This is a genomic window from Kitasatospora albolonga (assembly GCF_039535905.1).
GTDB classification, from domain to species: Bacteria; Actinomycetota; Actinomycetes; order Streptomycetales; family Streptomycetaceae; genus Kitasatospora; species Kitasatospora albolonga.
This window is the reverse complement of record NZ_BAAAYB010000083.1, coordinates 37479-54845: the sequence shown is the minus strand read 5'-3', so window position 1 is coordinate 54845 and position 17367 is coordinate 37479. Positions and strand designations below refer to the sequence as shown.

The 17367-nt window shown below is 72.2% G+C and carries 15 protein-coding genes; 1 reads left to right on the top strand and 14 read right to left on the bottom strand.

Annotated elements, in window-relative coordinates; genetic code table 11:
* Positions 1-40 precede the first annotated feature (40 nt).
* From lepB (ABD946_RS20275) to proS, 10 genes are all read right to left on the bottom strand, one after another.
* A complete protein-coding gene (gene lepB / locus ABD946_RS20275) occupies positions 41-952 on the bottom strand; it encodes a signal peptidase I (protein ID WP_345285553.1) in 912 nt (303 codons plus the stop codon).
* 237 nt (positions 953-1189) lie between these two features.
* On the bottom strand, positions 1190-2017 hold the full coding sequence (lepB, locus tag ABD946_RS20270; protein ID WP_345285551.1) for a signal peptidase I: 828 nt from the start codon (positions 2015-2017) through the stop codon (positions 1190-1192).
* Positions 2018-2246: 229 nt separating this feature from the next.
* Complete coding sequence (lepB, locus tag ABD946_RS20265; protein ID WP_380149468.1) at positions 2247-2945, bottom strand: signal peptidase I; 699 nt, start codon at positions 2943-2945, stop codon at positions 2247-2249.
* 266 nt (positions 2946-3211) lie between these two features.
* Positions 3212-3562, bottom strand: coding sequence for a 50S ribosomal protein L19 (gene rplS, locus ABD946_RS20260; protein WP_345285549.1), 351 nt, complete (start codon positions 3560-3562; stop codon positions 3212-3214).
* Between the two features lie 153 nt (positions 3563-3715).
* Positions 3716-4534, bottom strand: a complete 819-nt coding sequence (trmD, locus tag ABD946_RS20255) for a tRNA (guanosine(37)-N1)-methyltransferase TrmD (RefSeq protein WP_345285684.1) — start codon at positions 4532-4534, stop codon at positions 3716-3718.
* Between the two features lie 5 nt (positions 4535-4539).
* Positions 4540-5190 (bottom strand): ribosome maturation factor RimM, encoded by a 651-nt coding sequence (gene rimM / locus ABD946_RS20250; protein ID WP_345285547.1) that lies wholly within the window; start codon positions 5188-5190, stop codon positions 4540-4542.
* A 137-nt stretch (positions 5191-5327) separates the two neighbouring features.
* Positions 5328-5567 carry an RNA-binding protein gene (locus ABD946_RS20245; RefSeq protein ID WP_030306741.1) on the bottom strand — a complete coding sequence of 80 codons (240 nt, stop codon included), beginning with the start codon at positions 5565-5567 and terminating at the stop codon, positions 5328-5330.
* A gap of 2 nt (positions 5568-5569) precedes the next feature.
* Positions 5570-6001, bottom strand: coding sequence for a 30S ribosomal protein S16 (rpsP, locus tag ABD946_RS20240; RefSeq protein ID WP_184913873.1), 432 nt, complete (start codon positions 5999-6001; stop codon positions 5570-5572).
* A gap of 468 nt (positions 6002-6469) precedes the next feature.
* Positions 6470-7048 (bottom strand): hypothetical protein, encoded by a 579-nt coding sequence (locus tag ABD946_RS20235; protein ID WP_345285545.1) that lies wholly within the window; start codon positions 7046-7048, stop codon positions 6470-6472.
* A 369-nt stretch (positions 7049-7417) separates the two neighbouring features.
* Entirely contained in the window at positions 7418-8830 is a 1413-nt protein-coding gene (gene proS, locus ABD946_RS20230; protein ID WP_345285543.1) for a proline--tRNA ligase, read from the bottom strand.
* 281 nt (positions 8831-9111) lie between these two features.
* Here proS and ABD946_RS20225 point away from each other — a divergent pair, with 281 nt between their 5' ends.
* Positions 9112-10143: a class I SAM-dependent methyltransferase gene (locus tag ABD946_RS20225; protein ID WP_380149469.1), complete on the top strand. Its 1032-nt coding sequence runs from the start codon at positions 9112-9114 to the stop codon at positions 10141-10143.
* A 174-nt stretch (positions 10144-10317) separates the two neighbouring features.
* On the opposite strand, the gene ftsH is transcribed toward ABD946_RS20225, so the two are convergent.
* The 4 genes from ftsH to ABD946_RS20205 form a co-directional block, all read right to left on the bottom strand.
* The gene (ftsH, locus tag ABD946_RS20220) at positions 10318-12246 is read right to left on the bottom strand and encodes an ATP-dependent zinc metalloprotease FtsH (protein WP_345285542.1); all 1929 of its coding nucleotides are present in this window, start codon (positions 12244-12246) and stop codon (positions 10318-10320) included.
* Between the two features lie 102 nt (positions 12247-12348).
* A complete protein-coding gene (locus tag ABD946_RS20215) occupies positions 12349-12885 on the bottom strand; it encodes a GNAT family N-acetyltransferase (RefSeq protein ID WP_345285541.1) in 537 nt (178 codons plus the stop codon).
* Between the two features lie 82 nt (positions 12886-12967).
* Positions 12968-14542, bottom strand: coding sequence for a signal recognition particle protein (ffh, locus tag ABD946_RS20210; protein ID WP_345285540.1), 1575 nt, complete (start codon positions 14540-14542; stop codon positions 12968-12970).
* Positions 14543-14677: 135 nt separating this feature from the next.
* The gene (locus tag ABD946_RS20205; protein ID WP_345285538.1) at positions 14678-17206 is read right to left on the bottom strand and encodes a [protein-PII] uridylyltransferase; all 2529 of its coding nucleotides are present in this window, start codon (positions 17204-17206) and stop codon (positions 14678-14680) included.
* Positions 17207-17367: the final 161 nt, after the last annotated feature.

The following is a 17367-nucleotide window of genomic DNA, read 5'->3' as shown; positions in this document are numbered from 1 at the left end:
GCAAGAGCCGAACGCTGCTCGGGAGCAGCCCGGTCAACCGTCAGCGGCGCTTGCGCCGCAGCCACCAGACCGCCGGCAGTGCGACCGCCGCGCCCGCCACCGGCGGCGCGTACGGCAGTGCGGCAGCGGCGAGCCCCTTCTGGTCGAAGGTGTCCGGGACGGGAAGCGTGGCCCAGTTGCCGATCGGCCAGGCCACTACGAAGGCGCGGCCGACCACGTTGTCCACCGGGACCGTGCCGCCACCGGGCTGGTCCTGGTGGAAGCGCGAGTCGAGCGAGTCCGCCCGGTGGTCGCCCATCACCCAGATGCGGCCTTCGGGGACGTTCACCCGGCCGAACGGCTTGTCGCCGCACGGGGTGTTGCCGGGGTAGATGTAGGGCTCGTCGAGCGCGATCCCGTTCACCTTGACCGGCCCGGTGCCCTCGCACTCGACGGTGTCGCCGCCGACCGCGATGACCCGCTTGATGAGGTCCTTCTCGTTGGCCGAAGGCATCAGACCGATGAAGCTCAGCGCATCCTGGATGCCTCGGACGACGGCGTTGTCGCTCTGCTCCGCCGGCTCGTCGCTCAGCCAGCCGCCCGGATCGTGGAAGACCACGACCTCTCCGCGCTCGGGCTCGGCCCCGAACCAGGGCGTCAGCTTGTCAACCAGGACCCGGTCACCGATCTGCAGGGTGTTCTGCATCGAGCCCGAGGGGATCGAGAAGGCCTGGACGAAGAAGGTCTTGATCACCAACGCCAGGATCAGCGCGATGCCTACCAGGATCGGCAGTTCCTTCCAGAACGAGCGCTGCTTGGCCTGCTTCTTCCCGCCGCCTTCCGGCGTCTCCTCGGTCGAGTCCGAGGCCGCCGAAGCGGCCTGCCCGGATCGATCGGAGCCGTCCAACTGCTCGGGGCCCTCGCCCTCGGGCTCAGGGCCCCCAGAGCGGGCACCGATCACCAGATCCCCCACAACATCTCCTCCCAGCTGTGCGGACGCCCACGCGTCCGCGCTCACAGTGCCGCACAGCGGGCACCACGTTCTGCGTCGGGCCGTCAGCCCGCATCAGCACTGCCCGCCGAAACGGGGCCTGACACCGACTCAGCGACCGTGTCGCCGGAGGCAATCGGACCGTGCACCGAGCACTCCAGCACTTCTCTACCACTCCCGGCCGGGACGTCCGAGCTCCCACACGGCAGCACCTACGAATCAGCGGACGAGCGGCCCGTCCCGGTCCCTTGCGCGCCTTGGCCGCACGAGGGCCGGAAGGAAGCCCAACACACCCATAACGAGCGGAGGTTTCGCCGGATCCGGCTGAGCACCCGCGAGATTCGTCCCGTCAGGTGTGCTCGTTCCTCCGCCCGCCCCCGGAACGCTACGCTCCCCCGCTCCGGCTTGCACGGGAAGCGCCGACAGAGCCCCGGGAACGTCGAGTTGGCTCATCCGCTGAAGCGGCCAGGCGATCACGAAGGCCCGTCCGAGCACGTTGTCCATGGGGATGGTGCCCTGGCCGGCCTCACCCAGGTGGTAGCGCGAGTCGGCGGAGAGGTCCCGGTGGTCACCCATCACCCAGAGCCTTCCCGGGGGAACGGTGACCTTGAACGGCTGCTTGGAGGGCGCGTTGCCCGACGCCAGGTAAGGCTCGTCCAGCGGAACACCGTTGACGGTCAGTCGGCCCGTCGCCTCACAGCACTCGACGGTGTCCCCTGGGACACCGATCACCCGCTTGATCAAGTCCTGCTCGTCGTCGGACGGCAGCAGGCCGACGTGCGAGAGCAGCCGCTTTCCGGTCCGAAGCACGGCACCTTCGTCCTGCGCACGGGGCTGGGGTTCGAGCCAGCCTCCGGGGTCCTTGAAGACGACCACCTCACCCCGGGACGGCTCGTTGCCGAACCACGGCGTGAACTTGTCGACCAGCACCCGGTCGCCGATCTGGATGGTCTGCTCCATCGATCCCGAGGGGATCACGAAGACCTGGACGGCGAAGGTCTTGAGCGCCAGGGCGATCAGCACGGCCACCACCGCGATCAGCGGCACCTCGCGCAGCAGCGAACGCCTGCGCCGCCGGGCGGCCCGGCGGGCGCTACGGCGCCGTTCGGCCCGGCCACGCGGCGCGGGAGTCGAGGCCGGCGCTGCCCCACCTGTGGCCGGCCCCGTCCGTGGCCCGCCACTCGACGTGCCCGTCCCACCAGCCGCTCCGCCCCCACCGGGTATGCCCGTGCCGGCGGTCCCGTCGGCAACGGGGGGCGAGGCGAGGCCACGCCCTCTACCGCGCTCCCCCATGGCCACCGGTCCCCTCCACCTGGGCGAAGCTCGTGGGGCGGTCGAGCGAGGTCCAGCGACCGACCGGAAGGACGATCCAGTCCGCCCGTCCGATCACCTTCGACTCGGGCACGAAACCACCGCCCGGCTCACCGAGGTGATCCCGCGAATCACGAGAGGCGCTCCGGTGGTCCCCCATCAGCCAGAGCTTGCCGACCGGCACCACCACGTCGAACCTCACCGTTGACGGGGCGTCACCCGCGTACAGGTAGGCCGACTCGTCCAACGGCACTCCGTTGACCCGGAGCCGCCCGTCCGTTCCACAGCACGTCACCCGGTCACCCCCGACACCGACCACACGCTTCACGTACACGGAGCCGTCACCGGGATTGAGCCCCGCGGCCGACAGGAAGCGTCGCACAGGCGGTGTCTCGTCGGCGTAAGGCAGGAAGGAGCCGGTCCCGTCGAAGACCACCACGTCCCCGCGCTCGATCTCACCGCCGAAGACGTAGGCGAGCTGGTTCACCAGAAGGCGGTCACCCGGCTGGAGGGCGCCCTCCATCGACCGGGAAGGGACGGAGAACGGGCGGACCACGAAGGCGTTCACCAGCAGCAGGACCAGCAGACCCAGCGCACCGATCCGCAGGAGGTCCCATGTCGACCAGCCGGCTGACGAGTCATCGGCTTCGTCGGTCCCGTCCACGACGTCAGTCGCTGCTCCGGCTCCTCCGGCTTCCTCTGCTACCGCTCCGGCTGCTTCTCCGGGCTCTTCCTCCGGAGGCCCGCCCCGCGCTCGGTCCACGGCCGAAACGGACGCGGACCGCGACGGCGGGTCCGCACCCTGGGGTACGGCCGTGCCGTCGCGGTCCGCGACAGGTTCTTGCGTGCTCATCGGGGCAGAGCCTATCCCGAAGGGACTCGAGCCCGACCGAGCGTTCCGGGCCTCCGGACGGACCGGAGGCCGGAGGATCAGCGGTCGCGCTTCTCCTTGATCTTCGCGGCCTTGCCGCGCAGGTCACGCAGGTAGTACAGCTTGGCGCGGCGGACCGCACCACGGGTCACGACCTCGATCTTCTCGACGACCGGGGTGTGCACCGGGAAGGTGCGCTCCACGCCGACGTTGAAGGAGACCTTGCGAACGGTGAAGGTCTCACCGATGCCGGAGCCGTGACGGCGGATGACGACGCCCTGGAAGACCTGGACACGGGAGCGGTTGCCCTCGATGACCCGGACGTGGACCTTCAGGGTGTCACCGGCGCGGAAGGCCGGGATGTCGGAACGCAGCGAGGCCGCGTCGACAGCAGCGAGCTTGTTGCTCATGTTGCTCTCCATCGCAGGCGCCACGGGCCGCCCACGGAAGTTCGTCACAATGGGGTGTGCTGCGGGCCGTTTCGGTCTTCGGCGATCCCCCCGTGGCGGGGGCACCGATCCACTGGCTCCCAAGGAGGCAGCCCAACGGCAGACAACAGTCGCCTATTCTTCCACAGCCTCCGCCGCGGACCGAAATCGGCCGAGCTCCTGGTCCCAGGCCAGCCCCAGGATGCTGAGCGCCTCGCGCTCCTTCTTGTCGAAGTCGCCGTGCTGCCAGCGCTGCACCAGGTCCGGCCGGTTCGCCAGGGTACGAGCGAACGCCTGCTCGCGGCGCCACCGGGCGATCTTGCCGTGGTGACCGCTGAGCAGCACCTCCGGCACCTCACGGCCGCGCCACTCGGCGGGCTTGGTGTAGACGGGCCCCTCCAGCAGGTCCGCCATCGCACCCGGCGCGAAGGAGTCGTCCCGGTGGGACTCCGCGTTGCCGAGCACCCCCGGCAGCAACCGGGCGATCGCCTCGACCATCACCAGCACCGCGACCTCGCCGCCGGCCAGCACGTAGTCACCGATCGACGCCTCGACCACCGGCATCCGGGTCGCGGCCTCTTCGATCACACGTCGGTCGATGCCCTCGTAGCGGGCCGGAGCGAAGGCCAGCCACTGACACCCCGCCAGCTCCTGGGCCAGCTCCTGGGTGAACGGCTTCCCGCTCGGGGTCGGCACGACCAGGGTCGGCACCTCGCCCTCGGGCCCCTGAGCGAGCACCGCGTCCAGCGCCGCACCCCACGGCTCCGGCTTCATCACCATGCCCGGGCCGCCACCGTAAGGAGTGTCGTCCACCGTGCGGTGCACGTCGGTGGTCCAGGACCGCAGGTCGTGCAGGTGGACGTCGAGCTGCCCCCGGGCACGGGCCTTGCCGACCAAGGAGACGTTCAGCGGCTCCAGGTACTCCGGGAAGATCGTGACGACGTCGATCCGCATCTCGCTCATGCGCGAGCCCCGCCGGGCGCACCGTCGGGGGCCTCGTCGGGCGTTCCGCCGGCCGACGCACCGTCAGCTTCCGCGCCCTCGGCCGTCTCATCCGCTTCGGTCGGCTCGGCCGCGTCCGCGCGGACCACCTCGGCGTCGGCCGGGTCGATCAGGCCGGGCGGCGGGTCGATGACCGCACGCTGGTTCTCCAGGTCGATAGTCGGCACGATGCGGGTGACGAAGGGCACCAGCACCTCCGTACCGTCGGGCTTGGTGACGGTGAGCAGGTCCTGGTACGGCAGGTGGACCACCTCGGTGAGCTCGCCCACGAGGGTGCCGTCCAGCATCACCACGTCGAGCCCGATCAGCTGGTGGTCGTAGTACTCCTCCGGATCGTCCGGGCGCTCCTCCGGATCGACCTCCGCGATCAGCATGGTGCCGCGCAGGGCTTCGGCCCCGTTCCGGTCCTTGACCCCCGCGAAGCGCAGCAGCAGCCGACCGCTGTGCACCTTGCCCGACTCGACGGTCAGCGGACCGACCGACGCCGGGTCGGTGAGCAGCACCGCACCGGGCCCGAGCCGCAGTTCGGGCTCGTCGGTCCGGACCTCGACACTGACGTCCCCCCTGATGCCGTGGGCGCGGCCGATCTTGCCGACGACGAGCTGCACGGTGATCTTTCTCCTGATCCTCTGGTCCTTGAAGCGATGAATACACGAGCGACACCCGTGCGGGTGCCCCGGTACGCAGAAGGACCGGCCGGGACGACATGCGTCCCGGCCGGTCCCTGAATCCTGACGATCTGACGTCAGCGAATGCTGTCCACGTCGACCAGGTCGACCCGGACGTTGCGACCGCCGAGGGCGCCGACCACGGTGCGCAGAGCGCGAGCCGTGCGGCCGCCCCGGCCGATCACCTTGCCGAGGTCATCGGGGTGCACGCGCACCTCGATGGTGTTCCCCCGACGCAGGTTGCGCGAGCGCACCTGTACCTCGTCGGGGTGCTCGACGATGCCCTTCACCAAGTGGTCCAGGGCGTCCTCGATCACGATCAGGCCTCGGTGGAAGCGGCGTCGGCCTCGGCCTCGGCCTTGTCAGCCTTCTTGGCCTTCGGGGTGATGGCAACACCGGTGGTGCTGTCCTCGAAGCCGGCGACGGCCTTCGCGAAGAGGTGCGAGAAGTCCTCGACCTTGGGCTCGGCAACCAGCAGCGGAGCCGGAGCCGGCAGGCCCTTGAACTTCTGCCAGTCGCCGGTGAGCTTCAGGATGGCGAGGACCGGCTCGGTCGGCTGGGCGCCGACGGACAGCCAGTACTGGGCGCGGTCGGTGTCGACCTCGATCTTCGAGGGGTTGTAGGTCGGCTGGTAGATGCCGATCTCCTCGATCGCGCGACCGTCACGCTTGGTGCGCGAGTCGGCGACGACGATGCGGTAGTGCGGGGAGCGAATCTTGCCGAGACGCTTGAGCTTGATCTTGACTGCCACGGGAGTGGATTCTCCTGGTGTTGACGTGGGTGAGCGGCCACTTCCGTCGCGTGGGGTTGCGAGGTGGGCCGTTCAAGGGACACGCCAGCCGTAGGAGAGAGGGGTCCTGCTCGGCTGCCGAGTACTCAGCTGTCCATTCTGCCACACGCCGACGGCGCGCCCGACCGGGGCCCGACCGGGGTCCGCGCCGGTCGGCCCGACCGAGGGCCCCCGCCCTCGGTTGAGCCGAATCTCGGCACGACAGGCACTGCACACCACGAGCAGTGCAGGTTGTACGGCGCTGCGAGTACTACGGGACTGCGGGACTACCGAACCTTCGGAACTGCACACCTGCGGATCCGCGAACCTGCGGACCTGTGAAACCACCGGGGCCATCGGCCCCGCGTGCGAGCAGCGCGGTACGTACGGCTCATCCGCCTGGCAACGGATGGCCACCCCCCGACCGGCTGCGGTTGAGCGCCCCGGTGCTCAGGCGATCCGGAACGGCTGCTGGCAGGCGCCGCAGACGATCGACGCCTGGGCGAGCACCGACGGCACCACCCGGACGTTGCGGCCGCAACCGCAGATCGCCTTGACGCGGACGCCGCCCCCGGAGGAGCCGTGCCGAGCGGCCGGTCCGCGGAACGCGCGGTGCCCGCCCTCGCCGTTGACGGCGAGCTGGTGCGCACCGAGGGCGCGGTCGAGGCGCTCGATCGTCTCGGAGTAGCGCTCCTGCGTCTCCGACAGCATGGTCACCTGCGAGAAGCCGCTGCTGGCGTGCGGCTCGATCGGGTGGGCCAGGCCGAGCTCGGAGGCGAGCATCAGGAAGCGGCGGTTGTGGTAGCGGCCGGCTCGCGAGGTGTCCCGGATGTCCCGGGCGGCGGCGAGGCCGTGGGCGGCTTCGTGCAGCAGTCGCTCGAAGCCGAGCTGGGTGCCGCAGGCCGAGGAGGACTCGCCGATCAGCGCCTCGGGCGAGGCCAGGTCGGGGAGGTCCTGATGGTGGGCCTGGATGTCGCTCCAGGCGGCGGCCAGTTCGGCCGCCAGGACGAGAGGCTGTGTCGTGCTCACGCTAGACCAACGATGCAGTGAGAGCCGATGTTCCGCGAGTTCCCGTTCACGGGGAATTCCCAGCGAACTTTCAGGAATGCACTGCCGTGCGCGAATTGCGCTGCCTGTATCTGACGCAAGACCAACCCCCTGCAACTTTGGGCCCGGCGAACCTCGCCAGGCTCTCGGCTATCGCCCGGGAGCGGTTGCTCCCCTTGCGGCGAACGGCCCGTGGCGGTGTCGAGAATTGACAGGGCCACGGGCCGTATACCGTACCGCTAGTTCACCACGACCGGGAGTTGACCGGTCAGTAGTCTCACCAGACAGTCAGTCGGCGGTAGAACATTCGCACTGCATAAGTCACGTTCTGGGTGCCGGGAAGAAGCGAACTCAGTACGCCCGGGCCACGATCGCGACGTTGCCCTCCTGGTCGTCCGTCAGCGGGACGGAGCCGTCGGCGGCGACGATGCAGCGGACCGAGACGCCCTGCTCGGCCAGCTTGGCCTCGCCCTCCGGGCCGAGCTCGGCCCAGGAGATCCGGCCCCAGCCGGTGGCCGCGGCCTCGACCGCCTCGTCGAGGTTGGAGACCTCGACGGTGCGGGACAGCCGGCGCTCGCGCGACTGACGGAGCAGCAGGTCCTGGTCCTCCTCGAGGATGCCGGGCAGCAGCGCCGCCAGGCCGTCGATCGAGACCGGCTCCTTGCCACCGGGGATGCGGCGGGCCAGCATCGCGGTGCCGTTCTCCAGGTCGCGCGGGCCGACCTCGATGCGGACCGGGACGCCCTTGAGCTCCCAGTCCACAGCGCGGCGGCCGAACGGGGTGTCGGTGCGGTCGTCCACGACCACCCGCACGCCGGCCGCCTCCAGCTGGGCGCCGATCTCACGGACCTTGGCCAACACCGCGTCGTCGCCCTTGATGGCGAGCACCACGGCCTGCACGGCGGCCAGGCGCGGCGGGACGCGCAGTCCGTTGTCGTCGCCGTGGGACATGATCAGGCCACCGACCATGCGGGTCGAGACGCCCCAGGAGGTCTGCCAGACGTGCTCGCGCTCGGCGCCCTGCAGCTGGTACGTGGTGTTGAACGCCTTCGCGAAGTTCTGGCCCAGCTCGTGGCTGGTGCCCATCTGCAGCGCCTTGCCGTCGCCCATCATGCCCTCGAGGGTGAGGGTGTTGATCGCGCCGGCGAAGCGCTCCTTGGCGGTCTTGCGGCCGAGCACCACGTCGATGCCGAGCACGTTGGTCATGAAGTCGCCGTAGACCTCGGTGTGGATCATCGACGCGTAGGCGCGGGCGTCCTCGTAGGTCGCGTGGGCCGTGTGGCCCTCCTGCCAGAGGAACTCGGTGGTGCGCAGGAAGACGCGCGGGCGCAGCTCCCAACGGACGACGTTGGCCCACTGGTTGATGAGCAGCGGCAGGTCGCGGTGGCTCTGCACCCACTTGGAGAAGTACTCGTTGATGATGGTCTCGGAGGTCGGCCGGACGACGACCGGCTCCTCGAGCTCCTTGCCGCCGCCGTGGGTGACCACCGCGAGCTCGGGGGCGAAGCCCTCGACGTGCTCGGCCTCCTTGGTCAGGTACGACTGCGGGATGAACATCGGGAAGTAGGCGTTCTGCGCGCCCGCCTTCTTGATCCGGGCGTCCATCTCCTGCTGCATCCGCTCCCACAGGCCGTAGCCGTACGGTCGGATGACCATGGTGCCGCGGACCGGGCCGTTGTCGGCCAGCTCGGCCTTGTTGATGAGGTCCTGGTACCAACGCGGGAAGTCGTCCGCCTGGGGAGTGAGCACGGGTGCCTTAGCCATGGGGCAGATGGTACGGGGAGTGGGCCCCGGACCGTGAATCCGTTTCACCTGCCAGCTGCGGTCGGCCACCGGCCGACTGACCAGCCGTCCGGCTGACGGGCCGTCGGACGGCGCTCGGGAGGGCGCACCGGGGGCGCATCACCCATGTGGCGGGACACCACCCCGTACCCCTCTGGACGCCGGGGCCCGACGGCTGTTCGCTGGTGTCGGGGCGAGACTTTGGGGGGTTGGTTTTCGATGCGGCGACCCTGTGGTGACCCAAGGACCGGATGGAGGCCGAGATGGCTTCGGCGCAGTTGACCGGCACGACCTCGGAGGCGACTCCGGACTGGCTACGCCCCCACGCCCCGGACGGCCGACTCGGCCGGACCAACCGGGCCCGTGACTGGGCGGAGATCCAGGAACGGATGCTGGTACCGCTCTACCAGGCCGTGTACGAGCGGTTGGAGGTCGGCCCGGCGACCAGCCTGCTCGGCATCGGCTGCCGCTCCGGGCTGGCCCTGCTGCTGGCCGCAGAGCGCGGCGCGCAGGTGGCCGGCGCCGAGGCCGACCCCGAGCTGCGCGAGCTGGCCACCGCCCGTGGCCTGACGGTGCACCAGGAACCCGCCACCGGCACCCGTCCGGCCGCGAGGCCGGACGCCCACCCCGGCACCCACCCCGGCACCCGCAGCGGCACCGGCACCCACTCCGGCGCTCACGCCGGTGCCCATCCCGGCGCTCACCCCGGCACCAGTTCCGGTGCCCACCTGAGCACCCGTCCCGGCGCCCACCCGGACCACCGCCCCGGCACCCGGACGGCGGAACCCGTCGCCCGCTCGGCGCACTCCCTCGTGACGGTCTTCGAGCAGTTGCAGACCACGCGCGCCCCCGGCCTGCTGGTGGAGGCCGCGGCCCGGCGCGTGCTGACGGGCGGTCAGCTGGTGCTGGCGGCCTGGGGCCCGGCGGAGCGCTGCGAGAGCGCGTCCGTGCTGGAGCTGGGGCAGCGGCTGGCCGGCTCCGGGCCGGCGGTGCGGGCCGGGCTGCTGCCGGGGCCGTTCGCGCTGAGCACGCCCGGGGGTCTCGAGTCGCTGCTGTTCCGCGCCGGTCTGCGCCCGGCCGGGGGCGGCCGGGTGTCCTGCCCGTTCGCCTATCCCGACCTGGAGAGCGCGGTGCGCGGGCTGCTCTCCACCGGGCTGTTCGACGCCGCCCTGGCGGAGTCGGGCGGGACCCTGGTCGCGAAGGAGCTGGAGGAGGCGCTGCACCCGTTCGTCCTCCCGGACGCCTCGGTCCGGATGACCAACCTGTTCCGCTACGTGGTCGGCGAACGCGCCTGAGCCCACCCCCGACCGGCCCCGCCCCGCGCCGCCCCGCCCCGCCCCGCCCGCAGCGTCCGAGACCCACGGGCAAGCGTCCGAGCCCCACGGGCAGCGGCGGCGGACCACGGGCCGTCGGCGGACAGGAGTGTGCCCCGGTCCCTTCCCGGACCGGGGCACACGTTCCACGGACCGTCAGCTGCGGTCCAGCTCCTTGGCGTTGCGGGCCACCCCCGCCGCCCGGTACGCGGCCTCCTCGTCGAGGGTCTCGGCCTCCAGCAGCGCGGCGGCCAGGGCGTCCAGCTGGCCGCGGTGCACGTTGAGCAGCCGGATGGCCTCCTCGTAGCACTCGGCGACGATCCGGCGGGCCTCCTCGTCCACCGCGTCCAGGGTGGTCGGCGCGGCGGAGAGCCCGTAGGCGCCCTGGGTGTCGCTGGGGACGGCGGTGAGCCGGCCGACCCGTTCGCTCATGCCCCAGCGGCCGGCCATCCCCCGCGCGATGTTGGTGACCTGCTCCAGGTCGCTCTCGGCGCCCGTGGTGATGACGCCGTAGACCACCTGCTCGGCCGCCATGCCGCCGAGCGCGCCGATGATCCGGCCGCGCAGGTACGGCTCGGTGTACGAGTAGCGGTCGGTGTCGGGGGTGGAGAGGGTGACGCCCAGGGCCCGGCCGCGCGGCACGATGGTGATCTTGCGGACGGGGTCGGCGCCGGGCTGGAGCATGCCCAGCAGGGCGTGGCCGCTCTCGTGGAACGCGGTGCGCTCGCGCTCGCCCTGCGGCATCACCAGCGGACGGACGGCGCCCAGCTGGACCTTCTCCAGCGCGTCCGAGAGGTCGTCGGCCCCGACCCGGTCCTGCTTGCGCTTGACCGCGAGCAGGGCGGCCTCGTTGACCAGGTTGGCGAGTTCGGCGCCGGTCATGCCGGGGGTGACCTTGGCCAGCTGGGTGAGGTCGGCGTCGGAGCCGAGCGGCACCGTCCGGGTGTGGATCTTGAGGATCTCCACCCGGCCGTCCCGGTCGGGCGGGCTGACGGTGATCCGGCGGTCGAAGCGGCCGGGCCGCAGCAGCGCCGGGTCGAGGACCTCGGCGCGGTTGGTGGCCGCGATCACGATGACGCCCTCGGAGCCGGAGAAGCCGTCCATCTCGGTGAGGATCTGATTGAGCGTCTGCTCGCGCTCGTCGTGGCCGCCCATCCCGCCGCCCCCGCCCCGCTGGCGGCCGATGGTGTCGATCTCGTCGATGAAGATGATCGCCGGCGCCACCTTCCGCGCCTCGGCGAACAGCTCCCGGACCCGCGAGGCACCGACGCCGACGATCATCTCGATGAACTCGGAGGCGGAGGCGGAGAAGAACGGCACGTTCGCCTCCCCGGCCACGGCCCGGGCCAGCAGGGTCTTGCCGGTGCCGGGCGGACCGGTGAGCAGCACGCCGCGCGGCATCTTGGCGCCGAGCTTGCGGTACTCCTGCGGGTTCTTCAGGAAGTCGACCACCTCGCTGAGTTCGGCCTCGACCTCGTCGATGCCGGCCACGTCGGCGAAGGTGGTGCGCTTCCCCTCGTCCGGGTTGACCGGCTTCGGCGGGGCCTTCTTGCCGAACCCTCCGGCACCGCCCATCCCGCCCGCCATCCGGCGGGCCAGCAGCACCCAGATCAACACCAGCAGCAGCATCGGGGCGAGCGAGATCAGCAGGTTGGCCAGGAAGCTGCGCTGCTGCACCACCGGTTCGGCGGTGACGGTGACGCCCTGCTGCTGGAGGGTGTTCCAGAGTCCGTCGTCGGCGAAGGCCGGGCGCTGGGTGGTGAAGTCGGTGTAGTTCCCCTTGGCGCCGTCCGGCTTGGGCGCGGCCGCCTTGAGGGTGCCCTCGATGGCGTCGCCCTTGGAGTAGATCTGGGTGATGTTGCCCTTGCCGAGCTGATTGCGGAACTCGGTGTAGGAGATGGTCGTGCCGCCCCCGCCACCGAAGGTGTTCAGCAGCAGTTCGGCGAGCAGGAAGACGGCGAGCGCGGTGAGGAGCATGCCGGCCCAGCCACCGGGCATCTTCTTCTTCGGCGTCGGCGGAGGCGGTGCGCCCTCGGACCGCCAGGGCTGGTCGGGGGTCTGACGGGGCGGTACGGGATTGCTCACCCATCGGACAATACGGACATCCGGACGGGCCGACCAAGACGCAACGCCGCGCCCCGCAGGCCTGACCCGGGGTCAGACGACATGGAGTCAGGCGGCCCGGGGTCAGACCCCCGGCCACTCCTCCGCCGTCAGCGCGAAGCGCTCGTGGTCCCGCCAGGCCCCGCCCAGGAAGAGCATCCGCGGCGTGAAGCCCTCGTGCCGGAACCCCAGCCGCCGCGCCAGCGCGATCGAGCGCTCGTTCTCCGGCTGGACGTTGATCTCGAGCCGGTGCAGCCCGAGCCCGCCGTCCACCTGCCCGGCGAAGCAGCGGTCCACCACCAGCCGCATGCCTTCGCTCATCAGCCCCGTCCCCGCGTAGGGGAGGTAGGAGTCGTAGCCGAGGGCGGCGTTGCAGAAGCGGCCCATGACGATGTTGGCCACGTTGCACTTGCCGACCAGTCCACCGCTGTCCCGCTCGAGGATCAGGAAGGTGCGCAGCCCCGGCCCCTGACGGCCGAGCAGCTCGGGGAGGCCGTCCGGCTCCACCGGGTTCCACCGCCCGACGTGCTCGGCGGAGCGGCGGACCGCCGCCGCGTACGGTCCTGCGTCTGCCGCCCTGGGGGCCCGGATCTCCACTCGCACGGCACCATCATCGGGCATGGCGACGGCCCGCCACCGGAAGGGGTGACGGGCCGTCGGAAACTCGCCCTCGGACCGACTCGGACGGAACGTCCGCAGCGGGTCAGAGCAGGTCCTTGAACTCCTTGGGGAGCTCGAAGTCGGCCGGGCCCTTGCCCGCGCCGAGCCCGAAGGCACCGCCCGGGGCCTGCGCGGCGTCGCCCGCACCGGCACCCGCGCCGAGCGCCTTGCGCTCCGCCGCGGCCGCCTCCTCCTGGGCCCGCTTGAGCGGGTTGCCGCTCTTGCGCTTGCCCTTGGCCGGCTGGGCCTTCTTGGCGGACTTCTTGCCGCCGCCGCCCATCCCGGGGATCCCCGGCATGCCGGGCATGCCCTTGCCGGAGGCCATCGCGGACATCATCTTGCGGGCCTCGAAGAACCGCTCGACCAGGTTCTTCACCTCGCCGACCTGGACGCCCGAGCCCTTGGCGATGCGGGCCCGGCGGGAGCCGTTGATCAGCTCCGGCTCGGCCCGCTCGACCGGGGTCATCGACTTGATGATCGCGCCGACCCGGTTGACGTCCTTGTCGTCGATGTTGTTGATCTGGTCCCGGATCTGGCCCATGCCCGGCAGCATGCCGAGCAGCTTGGAGATCGAGCCCATCTTCTGGACCTGCTCCAGCTGGGACAGGAAGTCGTCCAGCGTGAAGGCCTTCGGACCGCCGCGCAGCTTGGCGGCCATCTTCTCGGCCTCGGCCTGCGAGAAGGTCTGCTCGGCCTTCTCGATCAGGGAGAGCATGTCGCCCATGCCGAGGATGCGCGAGGCCATCCGGTCCGGGTGGAAGGCGTCGAACTCGTCGACCTTCTCGCCGTTGGAGGCGAACATGATCTGACGGCCGGTCACATGGGCGACCGAGAGGGCCGCACCACCGCGCGCGTCGCCGTCCAGCTTGGAGAGCACCACGCCGGTGAAGTCGACGCCGTCGAGGAAGGCCTGGGCGGTGGTGACCGCGTCCTGGCCGACCATGGCGTCGACCACGAACAGGACCTCGTCCGGGTTGATCGCGGCCCGGATGTCGGCGGCCTGCTGCATCAGCTCGGCGTCGATGCCGAGGCGGCCGGCGGTGTCGACGATGACCACGTCGAACTGCTTCTGCTTCGCGTACTCGATCGAGTCGCGGGCCACCTGCACCGGGTCGCCGACGCCGTTGCCCGGCTGCGGGCCGTAGAAGGCGACGCCGGCCCGGCCGGCCATCACCTCGAGCTGGGTGACGGCGTTGGGGCGCTGGAGGTCACAGGCCACCAGGAGCGGGGTGTGCTTCTGCGCCTTGAGCCAGTGGCCGAGCTTTCCGGCCAGGGTGGTCTTACCGGCACCCTGGAGACCGGCCAGCATGATCACGGTCGGGCCGGACTTGGCGTACTTCAGGCGGCGGGTCTCGCCACCGAGGATGGCGATGAGCTCCTCGTTGACGATCTTGATGACCTGCTGCGCGGGGTTGAGCGCGCCGGAGACCTCCGCGCCGGTCGCGCGCTCCTTGATCCGCGCGATGAAGGCGCGCACCACGGGCAGCGCGACGTCCGCCTCGAGCAGGGCGATCCGGATCTCGCGGGCGGTGGCGTCGATGTCCGCCTCACTGAGGCGGCCCTTGCCCCGGAGGTTCTTGAACGTCGCTGCGAGGCGGTCGGAGAGAGTGTCGAACACGTCGGTCGCGGGTCCCTTGCGGCATCGGTACGGGTACTGTCGTCGCCCCCAGGGTATCCGGCCACCACTCCAACGGTCCCCACCCGGTCGGAAGCGGTCGTCGGAAGCGGCGGTCGAGCGGCCGGCGGGGCCCGTTCACGACAGGGCCGACTGCACCGCCGCCGCCACCTCCCGCGCCCGCTCCACCGTCAGCGGACCGCCCGCCGGGTCGGTCAGGTAGAAGGCGTCCACCGCCTCCGCCCCCAGGGTGGAGACGTGCGCGGTGCGGACCCGGGCGCCCGCCCCGTCCAGCGCCCGGCCGATCCGGTGCAGCAGCCCGGGGGCGTCGTGCGCACGCACCTCCAGCACCGTCGCCGTGCTGGACGCCCCGCCCGGCGCGACGGTGACGACCGGCGGCGGAGTGGTGATCCCCCGGCGGCGCGGGGCGGCGGCGTCGCGCTCCGCCAGCTTCCTGGTGACGTCCAGCGAGCCGTCCAGTGCGCGCCGCAGGTCGGCCCGCAGCCGGGCCGCCTCCGGGAGTTCGCCGTACTCGGCCGCCACCGTCCAGCCGAGCAGCAGCACCGGCCCGGCCCCCGCCGGGTCCAGCTCGCGCAGCCCGGCCGAACGGACCGTCAGGCGGTGCAGCGCCAGCACCCCGGCCACCGTGCCGAGCAGGCCGGGCCGGTCCGGCAGGGCCAGCGTGAGCTCGACCCCCATCGGTTCGGTTCCCAGCGGCTCGGAGGCGCCGCTCCCCAAGCCCGTCCCGGCGACACCGGCGGTGCCGGCGATCCCGGTGTTCAGCGTGTGGGCCAGCAGGGTGAGCGCGGGCTCGCCCGTGCGGGCCGCCTCGACCGCGAGGCGCTCCTGCTCGGCGGTCGGCCCCGAGGCCCAGCCGAGCTCCGCGAGCGGCTCCTGAGCCCCCGTCAGCCGCGCGGCGGCCCGCCCGGCCAGACCGGACACCAGCGAGGCCCGCCAGCTGCTCCAGGCGGCCGGCCCGGTGGCGGTGGCGTCCGCCTCGGTGAGCGCGTGCAGCAGCTCCAGGTGGGAGAGGGTGCCGGTCACCTCCGTGATCAGCTCCACGGTGGCCGGGTCGTCCGGGTCCCGCCGGGTGGCGGTGTCGACCAGGGTCAGGTGGTGCCGGACCAGCAGCGCGAGGGTCTCGACGTCGGCCTTGTCGAAGCCCATCCGGGCGGCCACGTCCCGGACGATCACCTCGCCCGCCTCGGAGTGGTCGCCGGGCCAGCCCTTGCCGATGTCGTGCAGCAGCGCGGCGACCAGCAGCAGGTCGGGCCGGGCCACCCGGCGGGTCATCGCGGCGGCCCGCACCGCGGTCTCGATCAGGTGCCGGTCCACCGTCCAGACGTGCACCGCGTTGCGCTGCGGGCGGCAGCGCACCCGCTCCCAGTCCGGCAGCAGACGGGTGATCAGGCCCTCGGCCTCGTACGCCTCCCAGACCGGCACGGCCGCCTCGCCCGCGCCGAGCAGGGTGACCAGCTGGGCCCGGGCCTCGTCCGGCCAGGGCACCGGGAGCGGGGCGGCCTCGGCGGCGAGGCGGCGGACGGTGGCGTAGGAGACGGTCAGCCCGGCCTGGGCGGCCGCGGCGGCGGCGCGCAGCGGCAGCACCGGGTCCTGGCCGGGCCGGGCGGACTGGGCGAGCACCGCCTCGCCGTCCTGCTCGACCACGCCCTCCGCCAGCGGCGTCCGCTCGACCGCGCCCCGGGCCACCGCGCTGTTCGCCCGGCCGGCCTGGCCCCGGGCCGCCGCCCCGCTCGCCCGCCCGGCGCCGCCGAAGGTGAACAGCCGGCTGCGGCGGACCCGGCCGCCCCCGCTCCGTTCGGCCAGGACCCGTTCGACGGAGCGCCAGGTGACGTCCGCCGCGTAGGAGATGGTGCGGGCCGCCTCGTAGACCTGGCGCAGCAGGGTGTCCGCGTCCAGCACGCCGAGCCTGGCGGCGACTTGGTCCTGCTCCTGGAGGGCGAGCCGCTCGGTGGCCCGGCCGGTGGTCAGGTGGAGGGCGTCGCGGACGTCGGCGAGCCGCTCGGCGGCGGCCTCCAGCCCGTCCCGCGGGGCGTCGGCCAGCCAGCTGGCGGCGATCGCGTTGAGCGCCACCACGTCCCGCAGGCCGCCCCGGGCCTCCTTCAGGTCGGGCTCCAGCAGGAAGGCCAACTCGCCGTGGCGCTCGGCCCGTTCGAGGCAGGAGGCGCGCAGTTCGGGCAGCCGTTTGGGGGCGCTCGCCCGCCAGTCGGACAGGACGGCGGAGCGCAGGTCGGCGGTCAGCTCGGGGTCCCCGGCCAGGTGGCGGGCGTCCAGCAGGCCGAGTTGGGCCTTGAGGTCGTCGGCGGCCACCGCGCGGGCCTCGGCGGGGGTGCGGACGGCATGGTCGAGGGCGGCGCCGCCGTCCCAGACGGGGTACCAGATCCGTTCGGGCAGGGCCGGGTCGAGCGGGCCGCGGTGGAGCAGCAGCACGTCCAGGTCGCTGCGCGGGGAGAGTTCGCCGCGGCCGTAGCCGCCGACGGCCACCAGGGCGGAGCCGGAGGGCGCGCCGGCCGCGGCGTAGAGGCCGGCCAGCCAGTCGTCGGCGAGCCGGGCCAGTGCCTTGCGGCGGACGGCGCCGGTCAGGCCCGGTTCGTCGAGCAGCCGGGCGCGGGCGGCCGCGTGGTCGGAGGGCTGGTCGGTGGTGGTCACGTCGGTTCCCCGTCCGTCGGTGCCCGCCGCCGCTGTCCTGCCGCGGCGGGCTGCTGCTGGCTCGGCCGGACCCGCCCGGGTCCGGATACGCGTCCGGCGGACCGGCGACCACGGGGGTCACCGGCCCGCCTGGGACCGTCGGTTGCTGCTCTCGGTTGCCA